21 protein-coding genes and 1 pseudogene are annotated in these 19,601 nt (G+C 72.8%); 7 read left to right on the forward strand and 15 right to left on the reverse strand.

Going from position 1 to position 19,601, the window contains the following annotated elements; all coding sequences use genetic code 11:
• From JWP64_RS02135 to JWP64_RS02155, 5 genes are all read right to left on the reverse strand, one after another.
• Nucleotides 1-1,366 (reverse strand): helix-turn-helix domain-containing protein (locus tag JWP64_RS02135; RefSeq protein ID WP_297491645.1); only part of this gene is annotated, 1,366 nt, incomplete at its 3' end.
• Entirely contained in the window at nucleotides 1,363-2,418 is a 1,056-nt protein-coding gene (locus JWP64_RS02140) for a DUF917 domain-containing protein (RefSeq protein ID WP_297491646.1), read from the reverse strand. The genes JWP64_RS02140 and JWP64_RS02135, both read right to left, overlap by 4 nt.
• Before the next feature lie 35 nt (nucleotides 2,419-2,453).
• Nucleotides 2,454-3,533 carry a DUF917 domain-containing protein gene (locus JWP64_RS02145; protein WP_297491698.1) on the reverse strand — a complete coding sequence of 360 codons (1,080 nt, stop codon included), beginning with the start codon at nucleotides 3,531-3,533 and terminating at the stop codon, nucleotides 2,454-2,456.
• Nucleotides 3,534-3,535: 2 nt separating this feature from the next.
• Nucleotides 3,536-5,089, reverse strand: coding sequence for a hydantoinase/oxoprolinase family protein (locus JWP64_RS02150; protein WP_297491649.1), 1,554 nt, complete (start codon nucleotides 5,087-5,089; stop codon nucleotides 3,536-3,538).
• Nucleotides 5,089-6,456 (reverse strand): cytosine permease, encoded by a 1,368-nt coding sequence (locus JWP64_RS02155; RefSeq protein ID WP_297491650.1) that lies wholly within the window; start codon nucleotides 6,454-6,456, stop codon nucleotides 5,089-5,091. Before JWP64_RS02155 ends, JWP64_RS02150 begins: the two co-directional genes overlap by 1 nt.
• Nucleotides 6,457-6,648: 192 nt before the next feature.
• Here JWP64_RS02155 and JWP64_RS02160 point away from each other — a divergent pair, with 192 nt between their 5' ends.
• The 3 genes from JWP64_RS02160 (at nucleotide 6,649) to JWP64_RS02170 (ending at nucleotide 8,587) form a co-directional block, all read left to right on the forward strand.
• The gene (locus JWP64_RS02160) at nucleotides 6,649-7,368 is read left to right on the forward strand and encodes an aspartate/glutamate racemase family protein (RefSeq protein ID WP_297491652.1); all 720 of its coding nucleotides are present in this window, start codon (nucleotides 6,649-6,651) and stop codon (nucleotides 7,366-7,368) included.
• 145 nt (nucleotides 7,369-7,513) lie between these two features.
• Nucleotides 7,514-7,768 carry a hypothetical protein gene (locus JWP64_RS02165; RefSeq protein WP_297491669.1) on the forward strand — a complete coding sequence of 85 codons (255 nt, stop codon included), beginning with the start codon at nucleotides 7,514-7,516 and terminating at the stop codon, nucleotides 7,766-7,768.
• Between the two features lie 114 nt (nucleotides 7,769-7,882).
• Nucleotides 7,883-8,587, forward strand: coding sequence for a DUF2267 domain-containing protein (locus tag JWP64_RS02170; protein ID WP_297491671.1), 705 nt, complete (start codon nucleotides 7,883-7,885; stop codon nucleotides 8,585-8,587).
• 77 nt (nucleotides 8,588-8,664) lie between these two features.
• On the opposite strand, the gene JWP64_RS02175 is transcribed toward JWP64_RS02170, so the two are convergent.
• The 6 genes and pseudogenes from JWP64_RS02175 to JWP64_RS02200 all read right to left on the reverse strand — a co-directional run bounded on the left by JWP64_RS02175 (nucleotide 8,665) and on the right by JWP64_RS02200 (nucleotide 12,759).
• Nucleotides 8,665-9,336 carry a PIG-L family deacetylase gene (locus tag JWP64_RS02175; protein WP_297491673.1) on the reverse strand — a complete coding sequence of 224 codons (672 nt, stop codon included), beginning with the start codon at nucleotides 9,334-9,336 and terminating at the stop codon, nucleotides 8,665-8,667.
• Nucleotides 9,337-9,364: 28 nt separating this feature from the next.
• On the reverse strand, nucleotides 9,365-9,922 hold the full coding sequence (locus JWP64_RS02180) for a type 1 glutamine amidotransferase domain-containing protein (protein ID WP_297491675.1): 558 nt from the start codon (nucleotides 9,920-9,922) through the stop codon (nucleotides 9,365-9,367).
• 204 nt (nucleotides 9,923-10,126) lie between these two features.
• A pseudogene (locus tag JWP64_RS02185) lies at nucleotides 10,127-10,379 on the reverse strand (SDR family oxidoreductase); the annotation flags it as partial.
• Nucleotides 10,380-10,477: 98 nt separating this feature from the next.
• Nucleotides 10,478-10,651 (reverse strand): amidase family protein, encoded by a 174-nt coding sequence (locus JWP64_RS02190; RefSeq protein ID WP_297491677.1) that lies wholly within the window; start codon nucleotides 10,649-10,651, stop codon nucleotides 10,478-10,480.
• Between the two features lie 241 nt (nucleotides 10,652-10,892).
• Entirely contained in the window at nucleotides 10,893-12,011 is a 1,119-nt protein-coding gene (locus JWP64_RS02195) for a nitric oxide synthase oxygenase (RefSeq protein ID WP_297491678.1), read from the reverse strand.
• A gap of 259 nt (nucleotides 12,012-12,270) precedes the next feature.
• Entirely contained in the window at nucleotides 12,271-12,759 is a 489-nt protein-coding gene (locus JWP64_RS02200; protein ID WP_297491680.1) for a globin domain-containing protein, read from the reverse strand.
• Between the two features lie 181 nt (nucleotides 12,760-12,940).
• Between JWP64_RS02200 and JWP64_RS02205 the strand changes: the two genes are divergently transcribed.
• Together JWP64_RS02205 and JWP64_RS02210 are read left to right on the forward strand one after the other, a co-directional pair.
• Entirely contained in the window at nucleotides 12,941-13,435 is a 495-nt protein-coding gene (locus JWP64_RS02205; RefSeq protein WP_297491682.1) for a GAF domain-containing protein, read from the forward strand.
• A 178-nt stretch (nucleotides 13,436-13,613) separates the two neighbouring features.
• Nucleotides 13,614-14,111 (forward strand): L,D-transpeptidase, encoded by a 498-nt coding sequence (locus JWP64_RS02210; protein WP_297491684.1) that lies wholly within the window; start codon nucleotides 13,614-13,616, stop codon nucleotides 14,109-14,111.
• 16 nt (nucleotides 14,112-14,127) lie between these two features.
• Here the strand turns inward: JWP64_RS02210 and JWP64_RS02215 are convergent, their stop codons facing one another.
• Complete coding sequence (locus JWP64_RS02215; protein ID WP_297491686.1) at nucleotides 14,128-14,562, reverse strand: VOC family protein; 435 nt, start codon at nucleotides 14,560-14,562, stop codon at nucleotides 14,128-14,130.
• 246 nt (nucleotides 14,563-14,808) lie between these two features.
• Here JWP64_RS02215 and JWP64_RS02220 point away from each other — a divergent pair, with 246 nt between their 5' ends.
• Both JWP64_RS02220 and JWP64_RS02225 read left to right on the forward strand, forming a co-directional pair.
• Nucleotides 14,809-15,219, forward strand: coding sequence for an HIT family protein (locus tag JWP64_RS02220; protein ID WP_297491688.1), 411 nt, complete (start codon nucleotides 14,809-14,811; stop codon nucleotides 15,217-15,219).
• 263 nt (nucleotides 15,220-15,482) lie between these two features.
• Nucleotides 15,483-15,821, forward strand: coding sequence for a PASTA domain-containing protein (locus tag JWP64_RS02225; RefSeq protein ID WP_297491690.1), 339 nt, complete (start codon nucleotides 15,483-15,485; stop codon nucleotides 15,819-15,821).
• Here JWP64_RS02225 and JWP64_RS02230 read toward each other — a convergent pair.
• The 3 genes from JWP64_RS02230 to JWP64_RS02240 all read right to left on the reverse strand — a co-directional run bounded on the left by JWP64_RS02230 (nucleotide 15,818) and on the right by JWP64_RS02240 (nucleotide 17,952).
• A complete protein-coding gene (locus JWP64_RS02230) occupies nucleotides 15,818-17,023 on the reverse strand; it encodes an MFS transporter (RefSeq protein WP_297491692.1) in 1,206 nt (401 codons plus the stop codon). The two genes, JWP64_RS02225 and JWP64_RS02230, sit on opposite strands and share 4 nt — an antisense overlap.
• A 115-nt stretch (nucleotides 17,024-17,138) precedes the next feature.
• Complete coding sequence (locus JWP64_RS02235) at nucleotides 17,139-17,351, reverse strand: hypothetical protein (protein ID WP_297491694.1); 213 nt, start codon at nucleotides 17,349-17,351, stop codon at nucleotides 17,139-17,141.
• Between the two features lie 82 nt (nucleotides 17,352-17,433).
• Nucleotides 17,434-17,952 carry a response regulator gene (locus JWP64_RS02240; RefSeq protein WP_297491696.1) on the reverse strand — a complete coding sequence of 173 codons (519 nt, stop codon included), beginning with the start codon at nucleotides 17,950-17,952 and terminating at the stop codon, nucleotides 17,434-17,436.
• Nucleotides 17,953-19,601: the final 1,649 nt, after the last annotated feature.

Here is a 19,601-nt window from a genome sequence, read left to right on the forward strand (position 1 = left end):
CGACCGTGTTGCGGTGCACGCCCAGGACCGCGGCCGTCTCCGCCAGCGACGACTCGGCGTCGAGGTAGGCCGACAGGGTCCGCAGGAGGTCACCCGGCTGCCCGTCCAGGGGCACCAGCAGTGAGCGCGCGGCGGGCTGGAACGTGTCGGTGCGGGTCCAGGCGAGCAGCAGTTGGGCCAGTCCCAGCCGGTCGATGTGCACGAAGTACCCGCTGGCGCTGCGGGTCACGGCGAGGCGTGCGGCGTCGGTCGCCTCACCGAGGGTGCGAGCGATGCCGGACGGGCCGTCGTGCGCCCGGCCCACGCCGACGGCGAGGCGGACGGTCGCCGACAGTTCGCGCTGCGCCCGGCGCACCGCGGCGGCATGCGCTTCCACGTCCGCGGGCGCAGGCTCCTCGGCCGAGGTGGTCCAGGCGGACCACCCCTCGCCGTGCTCCACGACCGCCGGGGAGAGCCCCTGTTCCGCCAGCGCGGCGACGACCTCGGCGCGCAGCGCCGCCGTGTCGACATCGCTGCCGGCGTCGAGGCGGATACCGATGTGCCAGCCGTCGAGCCGCCATCCTGCGTCCAGCGAACGCCGTCGGGTCCCCGTGGACAGCTCGCCCGCCGGGTGCAGGAGCTCCCCGAGCAGCGAGGCGCGGGCACGCGCATCGCGCTCGACCGAGAGGCGCCGCGCGGCGAGCCGCTGCGCCACCCCGGCGGTGGCGACGAGCAGCGCACCGGCCAGCGCCTCGGCTTCGGCGGGCAGCCGGTGGGGCAGCAGCACCGCCAGCCGGATCGGGGAGCCCTGCTCCGTCGTCACCCGCTCGGTGACCAGCTCGGCGGACGCGGCCACCTCGTCGCCGGCGACGACGCCGCCGCTCGCGTCCAGCAGCGCGGTCGGGCGGCGGAACAGGGCACGCAGCGCGCCCAACAGGTCGTCGACGAGCGGCCCCGCGCGGCGGCAGACCTCGGCGGTGCGCAACACGAGGTCCGCTTTGAGGCTGTCTCCCTCCGCGATGAACGAACGCAGCGACAACGCAGCGTCCAGCGGCGACGCGCTGCCCAGCACCGGCAGGTCCAGCCGCTGCGCCAGGGCCACGCTGCCCTGCAACAACGGCTCGACCCCCGGCAGCAGCACCGCGCCGGCGCCCGCGGCCTCGGCCCGATGCAGCAGGGTGTCCAGCCGCCAGTCGGTTCGGCCGGCGGACAGCACGACCGCGAGCAGCCGCCCGTCGAGGCCGGTGGGCCGGCCGGTCAGGTCCGGCACGACCGCGATGCCGGTCACCGGGTGTTCGTTCGCCGCGCCGACCGCCAGGAGAGAGACGGTGCCCGTCCACTCCGGATGGTCGAGCATCGCCGCGAGCGGGACACCGCGCACGGTCACGCCGGCTCCAGCAACACGGGCGGGCAGTCCAGCCCGAACGCGGCGGGCCCGACCGCGGCCAGCCGATCCTCGCGGCGCCACCACGAGGGCCCGGGGAGCACGACCACGAACACCTCGTCCCCGACCCGCAGCCGTTCGACCGACAGCGGTCGCGCGGTCTGGCGGTCCAGCACACACAGCAGGTCCGGGGTGGTGGCCACGACCTCGCCGTCGATCATCGCCAGGAGGTACTCGTTCTCGGTCTCCAGGCGCAGCACCTCGCCGCTCTGCCCGATGACCGTGACGCTGCCCCGGCCGAAGGTCGACGCCGGACCGTGCCGGTCGATCTCGAGGACCCGGCCGTCGCCGAGCGTCCGGCCTCCGAGCGTGTGTGCCACCTCCGCCGACGAGGGCGGCCGCCGCAGCGACGCGTGGGCCTGCCCGAGCCGCAACGCCCTGCTCAGGCTGCCCGTGCAGGCGTTGTCCTCGCCGTCGCGGGCGGGCCGCGGCGGCAGCGCCATCGCCGCCCACCCACCGGCCTGCGACACGAACGCCCGCACGGTCCGCTCCAGCCCCGCGGGGTCGGTGCCGTCGACCACGACGGTCTGCCCGCTCGGTTCGCACATCACGCAGGGCATGATCGACTGCCCGAGCGCGGCCCAGGTGAACTGATCGAGCCGGGGCAGTGCACGGCCCATCAGGTCCGCATCGGCGAACGGGAGCCCCAGGTCCAGCGCGGCGACCAGGGCCGCGACCCCGTTCAGGCCACCGGCTTCGAGCGCCATGACCGCGCCGGGCTGCCGGCCGGTCCACCGCGCCATGGCGGTGCTGACCCGAGCGAACTCGTTGCCACTGGGCAGTTTCTCGGCGAACACGCTGGTGGCTCCGGCCACGCCGACGGGCATGGTCGGGGTGTCCCCGAGCTCGGCGAGGGGGTGCAGCGTGATCTCGCCGTCGCCGAGCCGCCTGCGCAGCACCTGCCCGCAGGCCCAGGCGTCACCCCCGCCACCGGAGCCGAGCAGCGACACCCCGACGACCAGCGCGTCGATGTCCCGGGAACGCACAGTCGGCATGCCCGGATCCTGCCAGGACAGACCCCAGGAGGGTGCTAGGCCGGGATCCGGTCGTAGCGCACCGGGTCCACGTCGTACCCGAAGTAGCGCGGTCCGACCAGCTCGATCCCCGCCGGGGTGTGCCAGCGCTCGTCGCACGGCGCCACGACCACGCTCACCCGATGCCCGTAGCGCAGGCCCTCCGTCGTCACCGGTTCGCCGGTGTCGGTCTCCAGCACCATGATCAGGTCCGGCGTCGTGACGCCCACGACGCCGTCGAGCTCGGCGATGAGGTGCTCGTTCTGGAAGCGCAGCACACATCGCCTTCCCAGGTCGGCGTCCACCCCGTCGATGGACGCCTCGCCCCTGGCGAACCCGGTCTGCGTCCGACGTGAGACGTCGACGACCTTGCCGGTGTGGAGGACCCGGCCACCGATCCGGTCGGCCGCCGCCCGCACCGGGTCCTGGTGCTCCGCCCGTGCCCGTTCGATGGCGCGGCCGATCTGAATGCACAGGGACAGGGTGCCCGGCACGAAGCTCCTGCGCGTCATCGCACCGGACATCGCGTAGAGCGAGATGATCGCCGAGCATCCCATGTCGATCGTGGCCGACCGCGCGAGCCGCTCCGCCCAGCGGTTGTCCACGGTGTCCAGGACGCCCTGGTTGCCCTTCTCGTCCACGATGGACATCGGCGTGGCCTCGACGCCGTTCAGCGTGGGCAGCACCATCTGCAGCTCCGGGAAGGCCCGGCCCATCGCGTCGCCGTCGACGAGGGGCAGGCCCAGCTCCGCAGCCGCGACGAACGGCAGCGTCGAGTTGACGCCACCGGCCTCCATGCACGCGACGTGTGTCGGGGTGGTGCCCAGGTACCGGGACAGCGCCTGCACCGCGACGGTCAGCTGCTGGGTGGACGGGATCTTCTCCACCATCACGGTCGGCGCGCCCATCATCGCCACGGGCAGCACGACGGCGTCGTCGGGAACCTCGTCGAGCCCGACGATCTCCACCGGGCCGTGCGCCCGCATCGCCTGCTCGGCCAGCAGCCGGCCGATGTAGGGATCACCGCCACCGCCGGTGCCGAGCATCGCGGCGCCGCGAGCGAGGGCGACCAGGTCTTCGGGGACGACTCGTTGCATGCTCACGCTTCCGTTCGCAGATCGCCGACCGCCTTGCAGCGGATCCGGGTGGCGTTGCCGGGCAGATAGGGGATCGGGACCTCGTCGAGATCCACGATCTTCGTGGTGTCGGGGTGCGCGCCGGCCGCGATGGCCCGGTCGACGGCCTCCTGGCGCGCCTCCTCGACGACGGCGTCACGACGACCCGGCTCGATCGCGTAGACGCGGTCCACCTCGCCTCCGACCTGGGCGATCGCGGCGCCGATGGCGTTGGCGACCGCGAAGCGCTCCGGCCGGTGCACCTTCAGGCCGCCGGGCAGCTCGTCGGGCAGCAGGATGGACCCGCCGCCGACCGCGACGATCGGCAGTGACTCCGTCGAGGTGCGCATCCGCTCCACCGCGTCGGCGACGTCCGCCGCGATGCGGTCCAGTGCCTCCCGGACCGACGCCCGGTCCAGGTCCGCGACCAGGGACGGGTCACCGATCTCGGCGAGCCCGCCCGCGACCGCGACGTCGGTGGCGGTGAGGACGTCCCCGCCGAACACCCGTGCCAGCGAGGTCAGCCGGTATCCGACGGAGTCCGGGCCGACGGTCACCCCGCCGGCACCCGAGCGCACGAGGCTGCCGCCCCCGATGCCGATGCTCAGCACGTCCGGCATCCGGAAGTTGATGCGGACCCCGGCGACGGCCACGTCGCTGGTGGCCTCGCGGGGGAACCCGTTCGTCAGCACGCCCACGTCGGTGGTGGTGCCACCCACGTCCACGACCGCGCAGGTGTCGAAGCCCGAGAGCACAGCCGCGCCCCGCATCGAGTTCGTCGGGCCCGAGGTGAACGTGGCCACCGGGTAGCGACGGGCGAAGTCGACGCCCATCAGCGTGCCGTCGTTCTGGCTCAGGTACAGCGGCGCGTCGATCCCGAACCCGGAGATCGAGGCCTCCAGGCCGTCCACGATCTGCGCCGCGAGCTCGCGCAGCGCCGCGTTCACGATGGTCGCGTTCTCCCGCTCCAGCAGGCCGATCCGGCCGACCTCGTGCGACAGCGAGATCGCCACGTCCGGGCCGAGCTCCTCGGCCAGCACCTCCGCGGCCCGCAGCTCGAACTCCGAGTTGACCGGTGAGAACACCGAGGAGATCGCGACCGTCCGCACACCGTGCTCGGCCATGTCGGCGGCGTGCCGGCGCAGCTCGCCGACATCCAGCTCGGCGATGTGCCGGCCGTCGAACTCGTGCCCGCCGCGGGCGAGATAGCTGCGGCCGGACATCGCCCCGACGAGCCGCTCGGGCCAGCCGACCATCGGTGGCAGCGACCCGGTGGCGGGCAGGGCCAGCCGCAGCGCGGCGGTGGGCGCCAGGCGCTTCGCCTCCACCAGCGCGTTGATGAAGTGCGTCGTGCCGATCATGACGCCCTTGACGCCCGCCGGATCGAACGGATGCTTCGCCTTGAGCCCGTCGAGCGCGTTGACGATGCCCGACGTCACGTCGTCGCTCGTCGAGGCCTTCACGTCGGCGAGGACCGTGGTGCCGTCCATGAGGACGGCGTCCGTGTTGGTCCCGCCGACGTCGATGCCGATGAACATCACTGTCTCCCGTCTTGCACGATTGCCAGACCCGGGCCGGGCTCCGGTGTGGACCCACCGGGCACCGACTCGGTCCTGCTCCGCCCGACGCCGCGCACCAGTCCGAGCTTGCCCGCGACCACGTAGCCCACGAACGCCACGACGAGCGCGTTCACGCTGCCCAGGCCCCAGTCCACGAACTGGCCGACCGCGAAGGCGAGGGCCCAGATCACCAGCGTGGCCGGCACCCAGTTCGGGGCCGAGGACGGCGGCGCACCGGTCTCCCTGCCCTCGTCGAGTTCGGCGCGCCAGTTCCGCACCACGAAGTACTCGGCGACCATGATCCCGGCGATCGGGGGCACCGCGACACCGAGCACCGTCAGGAACTCCACGAAGGAGCCGAGGATGCCCGCCGCCGCGAGCAGGGTGCCCGCCACGCCGAGCACGACGGTCACCACCGCGCGGCTGGCGTCGCGCCGGAAGATCACACCGATGAAGTTGACCGTCGCCAGGCCCGAGGAGTACAGGTTCCAGTCGTTGATCTTCAACGTGGCCAGCACGATGATCAGCACGCCGACCCACCCGACCGACGAGGTCACGATCGTGATCACGTTGTCCGACCGCATCCCGTGCGCCAGCAGCACGCCGACCATGCCGATCACGTACTCGCCGAGCGTCATGCCGAGCAGGGTCTGCTTGACCACGTCCTTGGCGGAGCGGTTGAACCGGGTCATGTCCGGGGTGATCACGGCGCCGACGATGAAGCTGCCGGCCACGACGGTCGTGCCGGCCGCCAGGCTCAGCGACGGGCCGGGCGGCGGCGACTGCACGAGATCGGTCAGGCGGTGCTCGGACAGCGCGTTGATCGTCGACCAGGCGACGAGGATCAGGAACGGCGGCACGGTCAGGTACGCCGTCCACGCCATGGACGAGAAGCCGAACACCACGATCCCGGTCACCATCAGGCCGAACAGGATCGCCCAGACCTCCGTGGGCGGTCCGCCGAGGACGCCGTGCAGCCCCTCGGCCGACACCGCCGACTGGATGCCGAACCAGCACACCGCGCTGAGCCCGATGAACAGGCCCATCAGCGCCGAACCGGAGCGGCCGAACCCCAGCCAGCGGGCGACGAGCGAGGTCGACAGGCCCTCCCGCATCCCGATGATGCCGACGAAGATGGACACGACTTCCAGGATGACGGCGCCGAAGGTCAGGGCCCAGAACGCACCCCAGAAGGACATGCCGAAACCGAGCGTCGCGCCGAGCAGGAATTGGCTCAGTGACGAAACCTGGCCGAAACGTTGGACCGCGACCGAGAGCCACGAGTACCGGGCGGATGCGGGAACTCGAGTGAGGGAGTAATCGTCGAGATGCGCGTTCTCGCTCATCGTCACCTCCTACAGGGGCAGTTGCGAGCACGCTAGGTCGCGCCGACTTCCCCGTCACTGTGCAAAGTGCAGTCTCGTAGCTCACGGGTGTGCGATGTGCATATGGGAGGGGGAGCGATCTCTCATTACGGTCTTGCGGATCACCCGTCGACGCGATCCGGCGCGAGTCGGGACGCGATCAGGAGGCCGGCCATGAAACTCACCGTCGTCAGCCCGCTCATCAGTGACGACTTCACGGAGGGCGTGCGCAAGGAGGTCGCGCACTGGCTCGGCCCCGACACCGACGTCGACGTCGTCCGGATCCAGCGCGGGCCGGCCTCGATCGAGAGCGAGTACGACGAGGCGCTCGCCGGCCCCGGCATCCTCGAGGAGGTGGTGAAGGCGGCCGAACGCGGTGCGGAGGCGGTGTTCATCACCTGCTTCGGCGACCCCGCGGTGCACGCCGCCCGTGAGGTCGTCGACGTCCCGGTGGTGGGCGGCTTCGAACCCGCGGTGCTCAACGCCCTCTCCCTGGGCGAGCAGGTGGGCATCGTGACAGTGCTGCCGAACGTGGTGCCGATGATCCGCGGTCTGATCCGTCGCTACGGCTTCACCGACCGGGTCGGCTCGGTGCGGGTCGTGGACATGCCGGTGCTCACCCTGCACGACCCGGACGCGCTGCTGGACCGGCTCCACGAGCAGGCCAGGGCGGCGGTCGACGCCGGCGAGGCCGAGGTGATCGTGCTCGGCTGCACCGGGATGATCAATGTCGCGGCGGAGCTGCAGGCCCGGCTCGCCGCCGACGGCACCTTCGTCCCGGTGATCGACCCGACCGGAGCGGCGTTGCTGTGGTTGGAGGCGCAGGTGCGACTCGGTGTCCGGCCCAGCCGGGTCACCTACATGCCGCCGCCGCCCAAGAAGCGCATCCCCTAGGTCTCTCCGACCGCCGTCCTCCGATCGACGGACGACGCGGTCGTCCCGCGGATCGTCCGGCGGCTCGACAGTGCGCGGGCGTGATCAGGGCCACCGTGACGGGCGTCGGGGAACACGCCCCGCATCCCGGATCGGAGACCGGATCATGGACGCCCACGTCACTCCCGCCGCGCTGGCCACCGGAGCGCCCGGCAGCCGGATCCCGCGGATCCTCGCCGCCGCCGGCGCCCTGCTCGCCGGCGGACGCCGCCCCTTCCGCCCCTTCCGCCTCGCCCAGTTCCGTCCCGCGGTGCCGCTCGGCGGGATGCTCCCCGCGGACCGGGACCGGGAGCGTCTCGTCGCCGACCTTCGCGCCTTGCCCGACGCCCCGGCGGACGTGGAGCACCACCTGCCCGGGTAGCTGCCGCTCGCCTCGAACGGAAGGTGGGGGAGCGGCAGCCGTGGCGACCGTCCGTGCGATCCGGGCAGCGCCCCGCGAACGTGTCGGCAGGTGGCGGGCGGGTACCCGCCGGACGTGACGACTTACACGACATTGATCGACGGAGTCAAGCGTCGCACCGGTCTGTCCGGCACGGACGAGGCGCGCGACGCGACGGCCGCGGTGCTGACCGCCGTGGGCGAGCGGCTCGGGGACGCCGAACGGGCGGACTACGCGGCGGCACTGCCGGGTCTGCTGGGCGAGCGGGTCGTGGAGGACGCCGAGCCCGATGCGTACCCGGGAGTGTCCCCGGAGCCGCAGCAGCTCTCGGCCGAGGTCGCACGCCGCACTCGCCACTCGCCGGAGCGGGGCCGGGAGATCGCGGAGCAGGTGCTCGCCGAGCTGACCGCGGAGGCTCCGGACCTGGCGGAGCGGCTGCGTCACCAGCTTCCGGCCGGACTGGCGGCCCTCCTCGTGCCGGCGCCGGTGCCCGACGCCGCGGTGGCCGGGCACCCGAGGCGCATCCTGCCCGACGAGCTGGACGGCCGGCTGCGGGAGCTCGAGGACTGGTCCGGCGACTGCCATCGCATCACCCGCACGGTGCTGCTCCCGCAGGAGCGGATCGAGCCCCTGCGTAAGCGCGTGGACCGGGCGGAGCAGGAGCTCGACCATCACGTCCGGGTCGAGCCGGTCGAGGGCGGCGTCCGGTTCGTCGCCTGGACGAAGTCGATCGACGCGGTCACCGAGATGGACATCGACCTCGCCGCGCGCATCGACACCGCGGTGGCGGAAGTGCCCTAGGCGAGTTGCGGCCCGGAGCGCCGCAGCCCGGTCCCTGCCACCGCCGCAGGGACCGGGCTCACGTCGCCATCCCGGCCTCACCCCCAGCCGGCCGCCCCGTGGTCACCGAGGAACACCTCCGTTGTGGCGACCTGCTCGACGTCGGCGCTCGAGCCGGCCCCCCGCAGCCGGGCCAACGCCCGGTTCTTGCGTCGGCGGATCGGTTCGGTCAGGGCCAGGTGGTGCGTCCGGGGATCGGGCAAACGGAGCGAGCGGATCCGGTCCGTCGCGGCGACCGGGTAGCGCAGGAGCGGCAGGTGATAAGCGCTGCAGGCGATGCCGGCGGCCCTCCCCACCGCGTCGTGGTCCGGGTGGCCGTCCCTCTCCCAGGGCGCCAGGCACCACAGCCCGTCCGGGTCACCGAAGCCCACCAATTCGCTGACGGCCGCCAGCACGTCGTGCTCCGAAGCCTCGACGCGCCCGCCCGGTAGGCCGAGCCGGTGCCGCCGCACGCGCGTCAGCCCCAGCGTGCGGTACGCCGCGGCGAGATGCTCGGCGCCGCAGTCGGTCACCACGAGGGTCGACACCGGCACGCCGCGTGCGACCAACTCGTGCAGCAGCCCGCCGGCTGCGCACAGCTCCTCGTGCGGGTGCGCGACCACGACGACGAGCCGGCGGCATCCGGGCATTCGTAGCGGTCCGCCGGTGGACCCGCCGTCCGCCGCGACGCGCTCCGCCGCCGCGGCCCACGGGTCGCACTCCGCCGGCATCGTCGTCCGGCCGCCGACGGACGTCCTGCTAACGGGACACCCCGGCGCCGGCGAACTGTTCGACGATCGCCGCGCAGAAGGCGGGCAGGTCCGCGGGGGAGCGGCTGGTGGTGAACTGCCCGTCGACGACGACCTCCTCGTCGACGACCTCCGCCCCGGCGTTGCGCAGGTCCGTCCGCAGGCTCGGCCACGACGTGAACCGGTGACCGCGGACGACGTCGGCCTCGACCAGCGTCCAGGGGCCGTGACAGATGGCCGCGACCGGCTTCCCGGTGGCCACGAACGACTTGACGAAGTTGACGGCGTCCTGGTTCCGCCGCAGCGTGTCGGGGTTGACCGTGCCGCCGGGCAGGAGCAACGCGTCGTACTCGTCGACGGACGCGTCGGTGACCTGCCGGTCGACCGACAACGTTCCCGCCGAGACCAGGTCGAACTGCCGGGCCTGGATCTCGCCGGGGTGGATCGACAGCAGATCGCTCGTCGCGCCGGCACCGTAGAGGGCGCCGCGGGGTTGTTCGAGCTCCACCCGTTCCACCCCGTCGGTGGCGAGTATCGCGATCCGGGTGCCGTCGAGTCCGCGAGCCATGCGTTCCTCCCCAGAAGTGCGGTGCACGTACTCGTTGCACCGTCGCATCGCTGGGAGATCGTCTCGACGGCCCTGGAGGACGAGATGATCCTGCGCACCTGACCTTCCAGGCCCATGCCGGCCGGGAGGACCGCCGGTTCCCGGCGGGGGTGACCGAGGAACCGCCCCCTCGACGACGCCTCGATCACCACGGCGGGAAGGCCGTCACCGAGCGCAGCGCAGTCCCGCCATCCCGCCGTCCACAGCGACCTCGGTGCCGGTGACGGAGCCTGCGGCCGGGTCCGCCAGGTAGACGATCGCGTGCGCGACCTCGGCGGTGGTCACCAGCCGTCCGATCGGTTTGCCGGGCCCTCAGCGCGGCCAGCTCGTCGTCCGGGTTGCGGGCGGCGTCGAGCAACCGGCTGATCCAGGGGGAGTCGACAGTTCCCGGGTGGACGCAGTTCACCCGGATCCGGTCGAACCCGCCCCCGCCGCCGGCCCGCGTGACGGTCGCCGCCGACGAGCGATGTGCGAACGTCAGATCGGGGGCTCGCGGTCGAACCACGGCCGGGCGCTCTAGAGCTGCGTGGCCAGGCCGAGCATGCGGCCCTCGGTTCCGGGCGCGCCTACGAGCTGGACGCCGAGCGGAAGCCCGTCGGCGGTCCAGTACAGCGGTACCGACATGGCCGGGCGGCCGGTGATGTTGGCCAGCTGCATGAAGGGGACCGGGGCGATCGCGGCGAACCACATGGTCAGGAAGTCCGTGGCCAGCCGGCGCTCGTCGACGCCGCTGGCCGCGGGTTCGACGTGATGTCCGAGGGAGGTCAGCAGCGCGGCGGCGTCCTCGACGGCGGCGATCGCGTCGGGATCCGGGCGGGGTCGCGTCCGCCGGTCGGGGGTACGCGGCCGCGCGCGGGTCGACAGCAGGCGGGCAGAAGATCTCCACCACGGGCGACGGACATCAGCTGTGGCTCCGCCGGCGGAAGCCCCGTCAGCTGCCCGGCGGGAGGTAGGCCGGCCTCGTGTCCGCCCGCGGCTCGTCGTAGTAGCGGTGGAACACAGGGGTGGTGCTGGCGGACATCGGGGGGACGATCCAGCTCCAGTCGGCGGGGCAGCGCCGGCCCGCCCCCTCCTCCCGGTGCAGGTGGGTGAGGAAGCGCTCGGACTCCGTGTGGTGGTCGGCCATGGTGACGCGGGCCCGGTCGAACGAGTGGTGGACGGCCCGGACCAGCTCGACCAGGGCCCGGTCCTTCCACATCGTCCGGGCCGACGTGGTGTCGAGGCCGAGGCGGGCCGCGACGGTCGGGAGCATGTCGTAGCGGTCGGCATCGGCGAGGTTGCGCGCCCCGACCTCGGTCCCCACGTAGTAGCCGTTGAACGGAGCTGCGGGGTAACGCACCCCGCCGATCTCCAGCGGCATGTTGCTGATCGCCGGCACGGCGTGCCAGCGCAGGCCGAGCTCGGCGAACCACGGGTGCTCGGGGTGGCTGATCGGGACCTCGAGCACGGCGTCCCGCGGCACGTCGTACCGGGACGTGGCCCCGTTCCCGTCGGTGACGAGGAGCGGGAGGACGTCGAAGGGCCCAGGCGGGTTCGGGCGGTCCCAGCCCAGCGCGACGGCTCTGGTCGTGAGGTCGACGGAGCGGGGATCGCCGAGGACGCTGCCGTCGGGCCGTCGGTGGCCGGCGTAGCGGATGAGCTGCTCGTTGACGATCCGGGGGCCGGGCCGGCCGGGTCGGTCGGGGGCGAAGACCGTGATGGTCGACCGGATGCGGCCACCGCGGGTGGACTCCCGCAGGTGGGCGATGCTCTCGGCGGCGACGTCGGAGGGGACGGACAGGCTGCGGCGGTCGCGGATGTGCAGGCTGTTCCAGTACAGCCGGCCGATGCAGCGGGCCGCGTTGCGCCAGGCGACCCGGGCGCCGAAGGTCAGCTCGGCGAGGGTGTGCTCGTAGGTGCCCGTCTCGTCGATCTCGGCGCGCACCGCGTGGGCGCGCTCGTCGAACGGCGTGGGCGAGCCGACCTCGGAGTGGAACTGGCGCAGGAAGTCTTCGGCGGCGGCGAACTCGACCGGCTCGTCCCGTCCGCCGCTGCCCTGTACGCCGGTCACGGGGCACCGCGCGGTGTGCGGGCCGGGAGGCGTCCGGGGGGCCGACGGTTGCCGGGGCACGACGGCCTCGTCGGTCCGGTGCACAGGTGCGCCAGCCAGGGTTGTCACTGCTCTCCTCCGGGTTCACGGGGCAACCGCCCACGGTCGTCGCTCGCTCGCGGCCGGTCGGCCGGGCGCGCGAACTCGTACCCGCGGGAGCGGAACGGCGTGTGGCGGGCGAGCCTGGGGCTCGCGACATCTCGGTCGGACGGGGCGGCGGCTACGGTCGGCCGCGGCGGGCCTCGTCCGGGTTCGTGCGGGGCCTGGGCAGCGCGGACGCGAGCCTCTCGACGGGGGCGTCGGCCATGGCGGCCCGGGCGCCGGCGCACATGTGCATGCTCACCCACTGGCACAGGGCGATCCACGCCGAGCTCAGGTAGCTGCTGTACTCCAAGCCGGCGACGTCGCGCACCGCGCGGGTGAGGGCGTGGGCGACGTAGACGTAGTGCGCGGGTTCCACCTGGTGGCGGACGTAGTGGTCGGCACCCATCCGGTAGAGCAGCACCTCGAGGTCGGCGGTGTCCGCCGTGGACAGCTGCGCGACGGCCGCCAGCAGCGTGTCGGTCATCTTCTGCATCTGGTCGGTCATGTCGGCCGCGAACATCGGCCGGAGCCACGGCGCCATCTCGAACAGGTGCCCGTAGAACACCTCGGCCAGCAGTACCGGCCGCTCCGCCACCGCCAGGCAGGACTTCTGCACGGCGTCCATCACCTCCGGTGACGGGCGTCCCGCGGGCCGACTCTCGGGGCTCCGCTCCTGCTGAAGCGGGTCCGGTCCGGAGCGCATGACCAACGAACTGCCTTTCCTCGAACGCCAAAATCGTCGAACCGGCGAGAAAAGTGAGCACGCCAGTACTCCCTGTATCGAACATCCCGGGCCCTCCGTTTCAATGATCGAGATCACGGGTCGGCGCGGCCGTCGGAACGCGCCCTACTACGGGATGCCCGAGGGACGTCTGCCGGTCCACAGCCATCTCGCGGTGCCGGTCATCAGCCCGACCACCGGCGAGGTGCTCGGCGGGTTCTCCTTCGGGCACCCGGAGACGGGGCGGTTCACCCAGCGGCACCAGTCGCTGGCCGAGGGCATCGCCGGTTACGCGGCGATCGCGCTCGACAACGTCCGCCTGTTCGAGCGGGAGCGCAACTTCGCGACCGAGCTGTCCCGGAGCATGCTCCCGGTCGTGCCCGACGTACCGGGCCTGGACATCGTCGCCCGCTACCTGCCGGTGGCGACGGGGATCAAGGTCGGGGGCGACTGGTTCGACGTGATCGAGCTGGCATCGGGGCTGGTCGGGGCTACGCCGCGCGCTGACGCGGTGGCTCGGCACCCTCGGTATCGCCCCCCGAGCAGCAGGACGACGTGGTCCTGGCCAGCTACGACCTAGGGAGTCCGTTCGGCGACGCCGCCGCCCGTCGAACCCCTGACCCGCAACCTCTGCCGCCCACGGGCGTTCTCCAGGTAGGAGTTCGATCGCGGCCGCCGGCGGCGCCGCGTGACGGTGAGGAGCGGGACGCGTGGGGATGCGGCTCAGGGGCAGATCGGCGGCCGCGGTGGGGACAGGCGTGTTCCTCCTGGTCAGCGCGGTGCTGGCGGGGGAGGCGTGGGCCGACAGCCCGGCCGCGCAGGCCGCCCGCGCGCAGCCGCTCGTGCCGGACACACCGTGCTCGATCACCGCGAAGTCGTGCGTCGACCTCGATTCGCAGCGGGCCTGGCTGATCCAGGACGGGACCGTCATCCGCGGCCCGGTCGCCATCGCCTCCGGCGGCAACGGCGAGGAGACCCCGGTCGGTCACTCGCTGCGCGTGTACCGCAAGGAGAAGGACCACGTCAGCCAGGAGTCCCGGCTGCCCAACGGGGACCCCGCCCCGATGCCGTGGTCGGTCTTCTTCGAGGACGGCGGGATCGCCTTCCACAGCGGGAGCCCGGCCCGTTCGTCGGCCGGCTGCATCCACCTCGAGCCGGTCGACGCGGAGGCCTGGTTCGACTATCTGCAGATCGGCGACCAGATCCAGGTCGTGAAGGCGTCCGAGGAGCAGGCGGCCCGCGCCCAGCAGCAATGAGCGCCGTCGCCACGCTCTAGGCCTCCTGGATCTCCGCGACGAACAGGCAGAACGGGTGCCCCGCCGGGTCCGTGTAGACCCGCAGCGGTTCCCCGGGGTCGTCCGCGCGGTCCCGCAGCAGCGACGCGCCCAGCTCGAGCGCCCGGACGTGCTGGCGGTCCAGGTCCACAGCGGACGGGACGGTCAGGTCGAGGTGGAGCATCTGCGGGTGCGGCCCATCCGGCCAGGTGACCGCGGGCAGCTCCGCCACCTGCTGGAACGCGAGCTGCGGGCCGCCCTCGGCGTTCCGCAGGACCAGCCAGTCCCGGCCCCGCGGATCAGGCTCGCCGGGCGTCGGCGGCTCGTCACCCGGCCGGTAGTGCAGCCCCAGCAGCTTGCGGTAGAACTCGGCGAGGGCGCGCGCGTCGGTGCAGTCCAGGACGGTCTGGCGCAGCACGGGTAAGCCGGTCACGTGCGCCCGTCCAGGGCCTGGTTCCCGCGGGGCCCCAGGAGGTCGAGCGTGCTCCGGCCGGCCCTCCTCCGCTGTGCGCTCATCCTCGTCATGGTGCCCCTGTCCGCCGGGATCCGCCGGGTCACACCCGTTCCGGATCCGTCCGGCAGGTCCGGAGAGGGAACGCCCCGTCGTCCCGCGCCGGGAGATCGCGGTCTCGACCGACGTCGACGATCTACACGCCGAGCCCGTGCCACGCTGAGCGTCATGGAATGCGTGTTCTGCCGGATCGTGCGACGGGAGGTTCCTGCGAGCCTCGTCCACGAGGACGATCAGGTGCTGGCGTTCTGCGACCTCAACCCCGTCAACCCCGGGCACCTGCTGGTCGTCCCGAAGGTGCACGGCGTGGGCCTCGCAGACCTGTCGGAGCCCGACGGGCAGCGCGTCTTCGCGGTCGGGCAGCGCCTCGCCGCGGTGGTCCGGACGATCGGGGTCCGTTGCGAGGGCGTCAACCTGTTCCTGGCCGACGGCGAGGCGGCCGGCCAGGAGGTCTTCCACGTCCACCTGCACGTGATCCCGCGGTTCAAGGGCGACCGGTTCCGGCTCAGTCCGGGGTCACGGCGGTCCTCCCGGAGGGATCTCGACGACGTCGCGTCGCGGGTCCGCGCGGCCCTCTGATCCCTCGGCCCACAGCATGGCGCCCGCGCCGTCGAACCGGACGTCCGTGACCGCGCAGGCGTCCGAGTCACTCATCGGGGGCGTGATCGACTGCGGGGTTGCGACGCGGGCGTCGACCGCGACCTACGCGGTCGGTTGGCCGCCGGATCCCTGCTCGGCGAAGCCCGGGTGCTCACCCGCGGCTTCCCCGGCACCCTCGACGCGCTCGCCGACGGCGCGATCACCCTCGGAAAGCCCGGGCGCTCAGCGAGATCGCCCGGTCGATGCCTCTGGACAAGGCGCCGAGGACCCCGACGGCGCCCGCGGCGCCGGCCGGCAGCGCGACTCCGACCCGGGCCGCGGAGACCGCCGTCGCGCCGGAGGCGAGATGGGCGATGCCGGATCTCGTCGGCGCGAACCTGCAGGACGCCCAGAATGCGATCCAGTCCCTCACGAGCTTCGCGATCGCCGTCACGAGTTCGCACGACCGGACCGGCGCCGGCCGCGAGCAGGTGGTCGACCGGAACTGGAAGGTCTGCGACCAGAGCGTGCCGGCGGGCAGCGACATCGACTCTTCGACCTCGATCGACTTCGGTGCGGTGAAGCTCGAGGAGAGCTGTTAGGACACTCGCACGAGTCCCCGCACGGAACGGCTGGCCAGCGCCCCCAGCGTCGCGGCGGCGATCGCGATCGCGCACCCCGCGAGCGTCGCCGCCAGCCCGACGGACTCCGCGAGCGGACCCACCACCGCCTCACCGACGGGCACCGCGATCAGCGAGCCCAGCGCGTCGTAGGCGTAGACGCGGGCGAGGCGGTCCGACGGAATGTGCTGCTGCAGGGACATGTCCCAGGCCACCGCGAAGATCTCGATCGCCATCCCCGCCAGCAACCCGGCCGCCGCGACCACGACGAACGGCGGCTGCAGACCCAGCGCGAGGGCGGGCGCCGCGCTCACCAGGGTGCACGCGACGCCGACGGCGAGCATCCGTCGCGGCCGCCAGGCCAGCGTGAGCAGGCCGCCGAGCACCAGCCCGACTGACTCGGCCGCGACCACGACACCCCACGCCGTCCGGCCGAACGACCGGTCCGCGACGAGCGGGCCGAGCACCGTCGTCGCCCCGATGAAGGCCGCGTTCACCACACTGAACTGCGCCACGACGATCCACACCCAGCGCCGGCGGGAGAACTCCCGCCAGCCGTCCCGCAGATCGGTGAGCACGCTCGTGCCCGGCTCGCGGTCCCGCGCGTCGACCCGCACCCGGGACGCGAACCCGGCCGCGAGCAGGAACCCGGCCGCGTCCACGACCAGGCCCCAGCCGGGCCCGACCGCCGCGACCAGCACCCCGCCGGCCGCGGCCCCGAGGATCATGGCGCCGTTGTTCCCGAGCCGGAGCACCACGTTCGCGCGCTGCAGCAGCGGCGCGGGCACCGTGTCCGGGGTCAGGGCCGACGAGGCCGGGAAGATCACCGCCCCGGTCGCGCCGTTGACCACGCTCAGCACGGCGAGCAGGGGAATCGTCGCCGTCCCCGTCAGGACCAGCGTCGCGACGGCCGCCTGGCTGAGCGCGGCCAGTACCGACGACCCGGCCAGCACGAGCTGGCGCGGCAGCCGGTCCGCGATCACCCCGCCCACCAGGAGCAGGACGACGGTCGCGACGGACCGCGACGCGAGGACGAGCCCCAGATCCGTGGCGGAGCCGGTCAGGTCGAGGACCGCGAAGGCGAGGGCGATCGGCGCGATGCCGTTACCAAGCAACGACGTCATCCGCGCTGCGACCAGCCACCGGAACGGTGCGTGCGCGAAGGGACCGGGGCTTCGACGCACGGGCCCTACGTTACGGATCACCATCCTGTGCCGTCCGGGATCGCCGGGCTCGTGTGGTTCGACGAGAACAAGGAGGCGGACCGGCGGCCGCGAACGCCGCCGTTGCCCGCGCGGTTCAGCGGCTGACCGTCAGCCCGTTCGCCCGGGCATTCGGATCGGCCTCGACGACGGGACGCGGTACGTCCCGGACGACCTCCAGCGGCTCCGCGTGCCGGATCCGGCCGTACCGGCCCCGGTGCCGCGCCGTCGCCTCGACGAGCTCGGGCTCCATGTACCAGGCCGTGGACCGGCTCCGGTGGCAGGCGAGCGCGGCCAGCGTGATGTCCACGAAGCCGGTGATGTCGTTGAACCGCCGGGTCGGAAGGCGACCGTCACGGAGGGACTCTGGTAGCAGAGCACGATCGGCACCTTCAGGACGCGACGAGCCCGGCCCCGGTGCACGACGCGATGGTCCTGGTGCGTGTCCTCGACGGAGTGCAGGTAGACGACCGCGGGCCGGAGGCGAGCGTGGCGCCCATCCCGATCTCGGCGTCGTCGGGATGCGCCGAGATTGCGAGGACCGACACGGCCTCGATGGCGACCCGTCTGCGTCGCTGCTCGAGGAGCGCCGTCGCGGCCGTGGTGAGCCGTTCCGGGTCGACGGGCTTCGGCAGGAACTCCGACGCTCCCGCCCGCATGGCGACGACAGCGTGGTCGAACGTCGTGTGCCCGCTCAGCACGACGACCGGCAGCACCGGGTACCTCTTGCGGACGGTGGCGGTCAGCTCCAGCCCGTCGGCGCCCGAGAGCGGCTCGATGTCGGTGACCATCAGGTCGACGTCGGTGTCCGCCAACCGGCGCAGGGCGATCTCGGTATTCTGCGCGTCGACCACCTTGGCGCCGACCGGATCCGGCCGGTCAGGGACGTCGCTCGATGCGCGCCCGGGCACGACGCGCGGGCGGTCCGGTAACGGTATAGCCGCGCCGTACGAGACATGGTTCGCCTACAAGTTGCGCGCCGCTGGGGAGCGGGCGTGCACCGGGGGAGGCACACAGCGGCCCGGTCGTCCCCGAGCGACCGGGCCGCACTGTGTCCGGGGTCCGCCATTGGTCGGCGCACCGCGTCGCGCAGGCCGAAGCAGGGGGCTGGAGGCGCCGATCCGGGCCTCTTCGGGATGGCACCACACGCACTTCGCGCTGTTCGGAGGCTCGGCATCCGCACCTCGGCTGCTCTCGTGGCCTCCGCCGATGTGGTGAGGGACCTGTGGGGCCCAGGTCGGTCTCGGTCGGCACGCATCGCGTAGCCGGGGCACGAGAATCCGCGCCCGAGAACGAAATGGAGCGTCTCCCATCGGTGGTCCGTGAGTTTTTTCGCCCCCGCGCTCACGGCGTTCCCGATGAGAGACGCTCGTGGAGTTCAACGAGCGGCATCCGCATGAGGTGCTCACTCCTTCGGGTGGTCGATGGCCCGGGCCTGCGAAGACGCCGCCGGAAGCGCTGCCCGACGGAGGTCTGCCGTGCGTTTTCCTCCGATATTCGGATGCGACTTCGTGAATCTGCGATCAAGACGATCTTCTATCGGTCTGTGAGCTCGGTGCCGGCTTTCCGGAGCGCCGGTCGGACGCCGGGAGAGCGAATGTGCCGGGCCGAGCGTGCGGACGTCGCCTGACGTGGCTCACCGCCCCGGCAGCGCTGAGTGCCGGCATCACGCAACCTCGCCGACCAGGTGACGGGTCGAGACGCGTGTCTGGCCGACCGGTACGCGTGCCGAGGGCAGGTGGCCGACGGGCTCGGTCGGTTGTGCCGTGGGCGCACTGAGGTGCCCGTGCCCATTGTGGGAGGGCTGAGCCGCGCTGGCCGCGCTGGCTGCTGCCGACGCGGTCCTCGCCGTCGGCACGGGTCGGGCCGGTGAGTGACGTGCGCACGGGAGATGGGTGAACCGTCGAGGCCTCTCGGATTGGGCGGTGCGCGCCCGGTCGATCGTGAGCGTGCTGGGGGCCGTGAGCCGCCGATCCTTGTCGGGCTGTGCCGTGCGTGGTGGGTGGAGATGTGCGAGCTGCGGGTGTAGCCGCCGAGCCCTCGTCGTGTCGTCATACGGGCCGGCGCCGGTGAGGCGCATGCCGCTGTTGGACCCCACGGACGTCGTGCACCTTTGCGGGGGTGGACCACCGACCTCGTCGTGCTGTGTCGGGCGCTCGGGTAGGCGGTGCAGGCCACCCGGGACGGGGGAGCCGCCGAACCGGCGCCCGTCGACAGGTACCGGGCGTCTCGAGGCACGAACGCTGAAGGACGGGGCACGGACCATGGATGCGGCATCTCCGGGCGCTTCAGGCACCACGTGGGCTCGGCCGACGGGTGGGCGCAGCGCAGGGGCAACACGTCGCCCCGCGACAGGGAGAAGGGGGAGCGCCGTCGTTCGAGGTGGCGAGCGCGCTGCTCCGGGTCGTCGCGTCTTCGCCGACGTTCCCGCTACGCGGGATGGGCAGGCCGATCGGGCCGCGTTGCAGTCAAAACCGCAGGTGAGCGGTGGTGTGGGGGCTCGTGGGTCGTGGGGGTCGCAGCCTCGGGAGGGGTGGAGTGACCGCAGTCATAACGCCCG

The sequence above is a fragment of the Pseudonocardia sp. genome (assembly GCF_025465255.1).
GTDB lineage: Bacteria > Actinomycetota > Actinomycetes > Mycobacteriales > Pseudonocardiaceae > Pseudonocardia.

Coding starts and splice junctions, on each gene's coding strand:
- JWP64_RS02140 (WP_297491646.1), bottom strand. CDS start 2,418: ATGCCGACTGTGCGTTCCCGGGACATCGACGCGCTGGTCGTCGGGGTG.
- JWP64_RS02145 (WP_297491698.1), bottom strand. CDS start 3,533: ATGCAACGAGTCGTCCCCGAAGACCTGGTCGCCCTCGCTCGCGGCGCC.
- JWP64_RS02150 (WP_297491649.1), bottom strand. CDS start 5,089: ATGTTCATCGGCATCGACGTCGGCGGGACCAACACGGACGCCGTCCTC.
- JWP64_RS02155 (WP_297491650.1), bottom strand. CDS start 6,456: ATGAGCGAGAACGCGCATCTCGACGATTACTCCCTCACTCGAGTTCCC.
- JWP64_RS02160 (WP_297491652.1), top strand. CDS start 6,649: ATGAAACTCACCGTCGTCAGCCCGCTCATCAGTGACGACTTCACGGAG.
- JWP64_RS02165 (WP_297491669.1), top strand. CDS start 7,514: ATGGACGCCCACGTCACTCCCGCCGCGCTGGCCACCGGAGCGCCCGGC.
- JWP64_RS02175 (WP_297491673.1), bottom strand. CDS start 9,336: ATGCCGGCGGAGTGCGACCCGTGGGCCGCGGCGGCGGAGCGCGTCGCG.
- JWP64_RS02180 (WP_297491675.1), bottom strand. CDS start 9,922: ATGGCTCGCGGACTCGACGGCACCCGGATCGCGATACTCGCCACCGAC.
- JWP64_RS02190 (WP_297491677.1), bottom strand. CDS start 10,651: ATGTGGTTCGCCGCGATCGCCCCGGTCCCCTTCATGCAGCTGGCCAAC.
- JWP64_RS02200 (WP_297491680.1), bottom strand. CDS start 12,759: ATGGACGCCGTGCAGAAGTCCTGCCTGGCGGTGGCGGAGCGGCCGGTA.
- JWP64_RS02205 (WP_297491682.1), top strand. CDS start 12,941: ATGATCGAGATCACGGGTCGGCGCGGCCGTCGGAACGCGCCCTACTAC.
- JWP64_RS02220 (WP_297491688.1), top strand. CDS start 14,809: ATGGAATGCGTGTTCTGCCGGATCGTGCGACGGGAGGTTCCTGCGAGC.
- JWP64_RS02225 (WP_297491690.1), top strand. CDS start 15,483: ATGCCTCTGGACAAGGCGCCGAGGACCCCGACGGCGCCCGCGGCGCCG.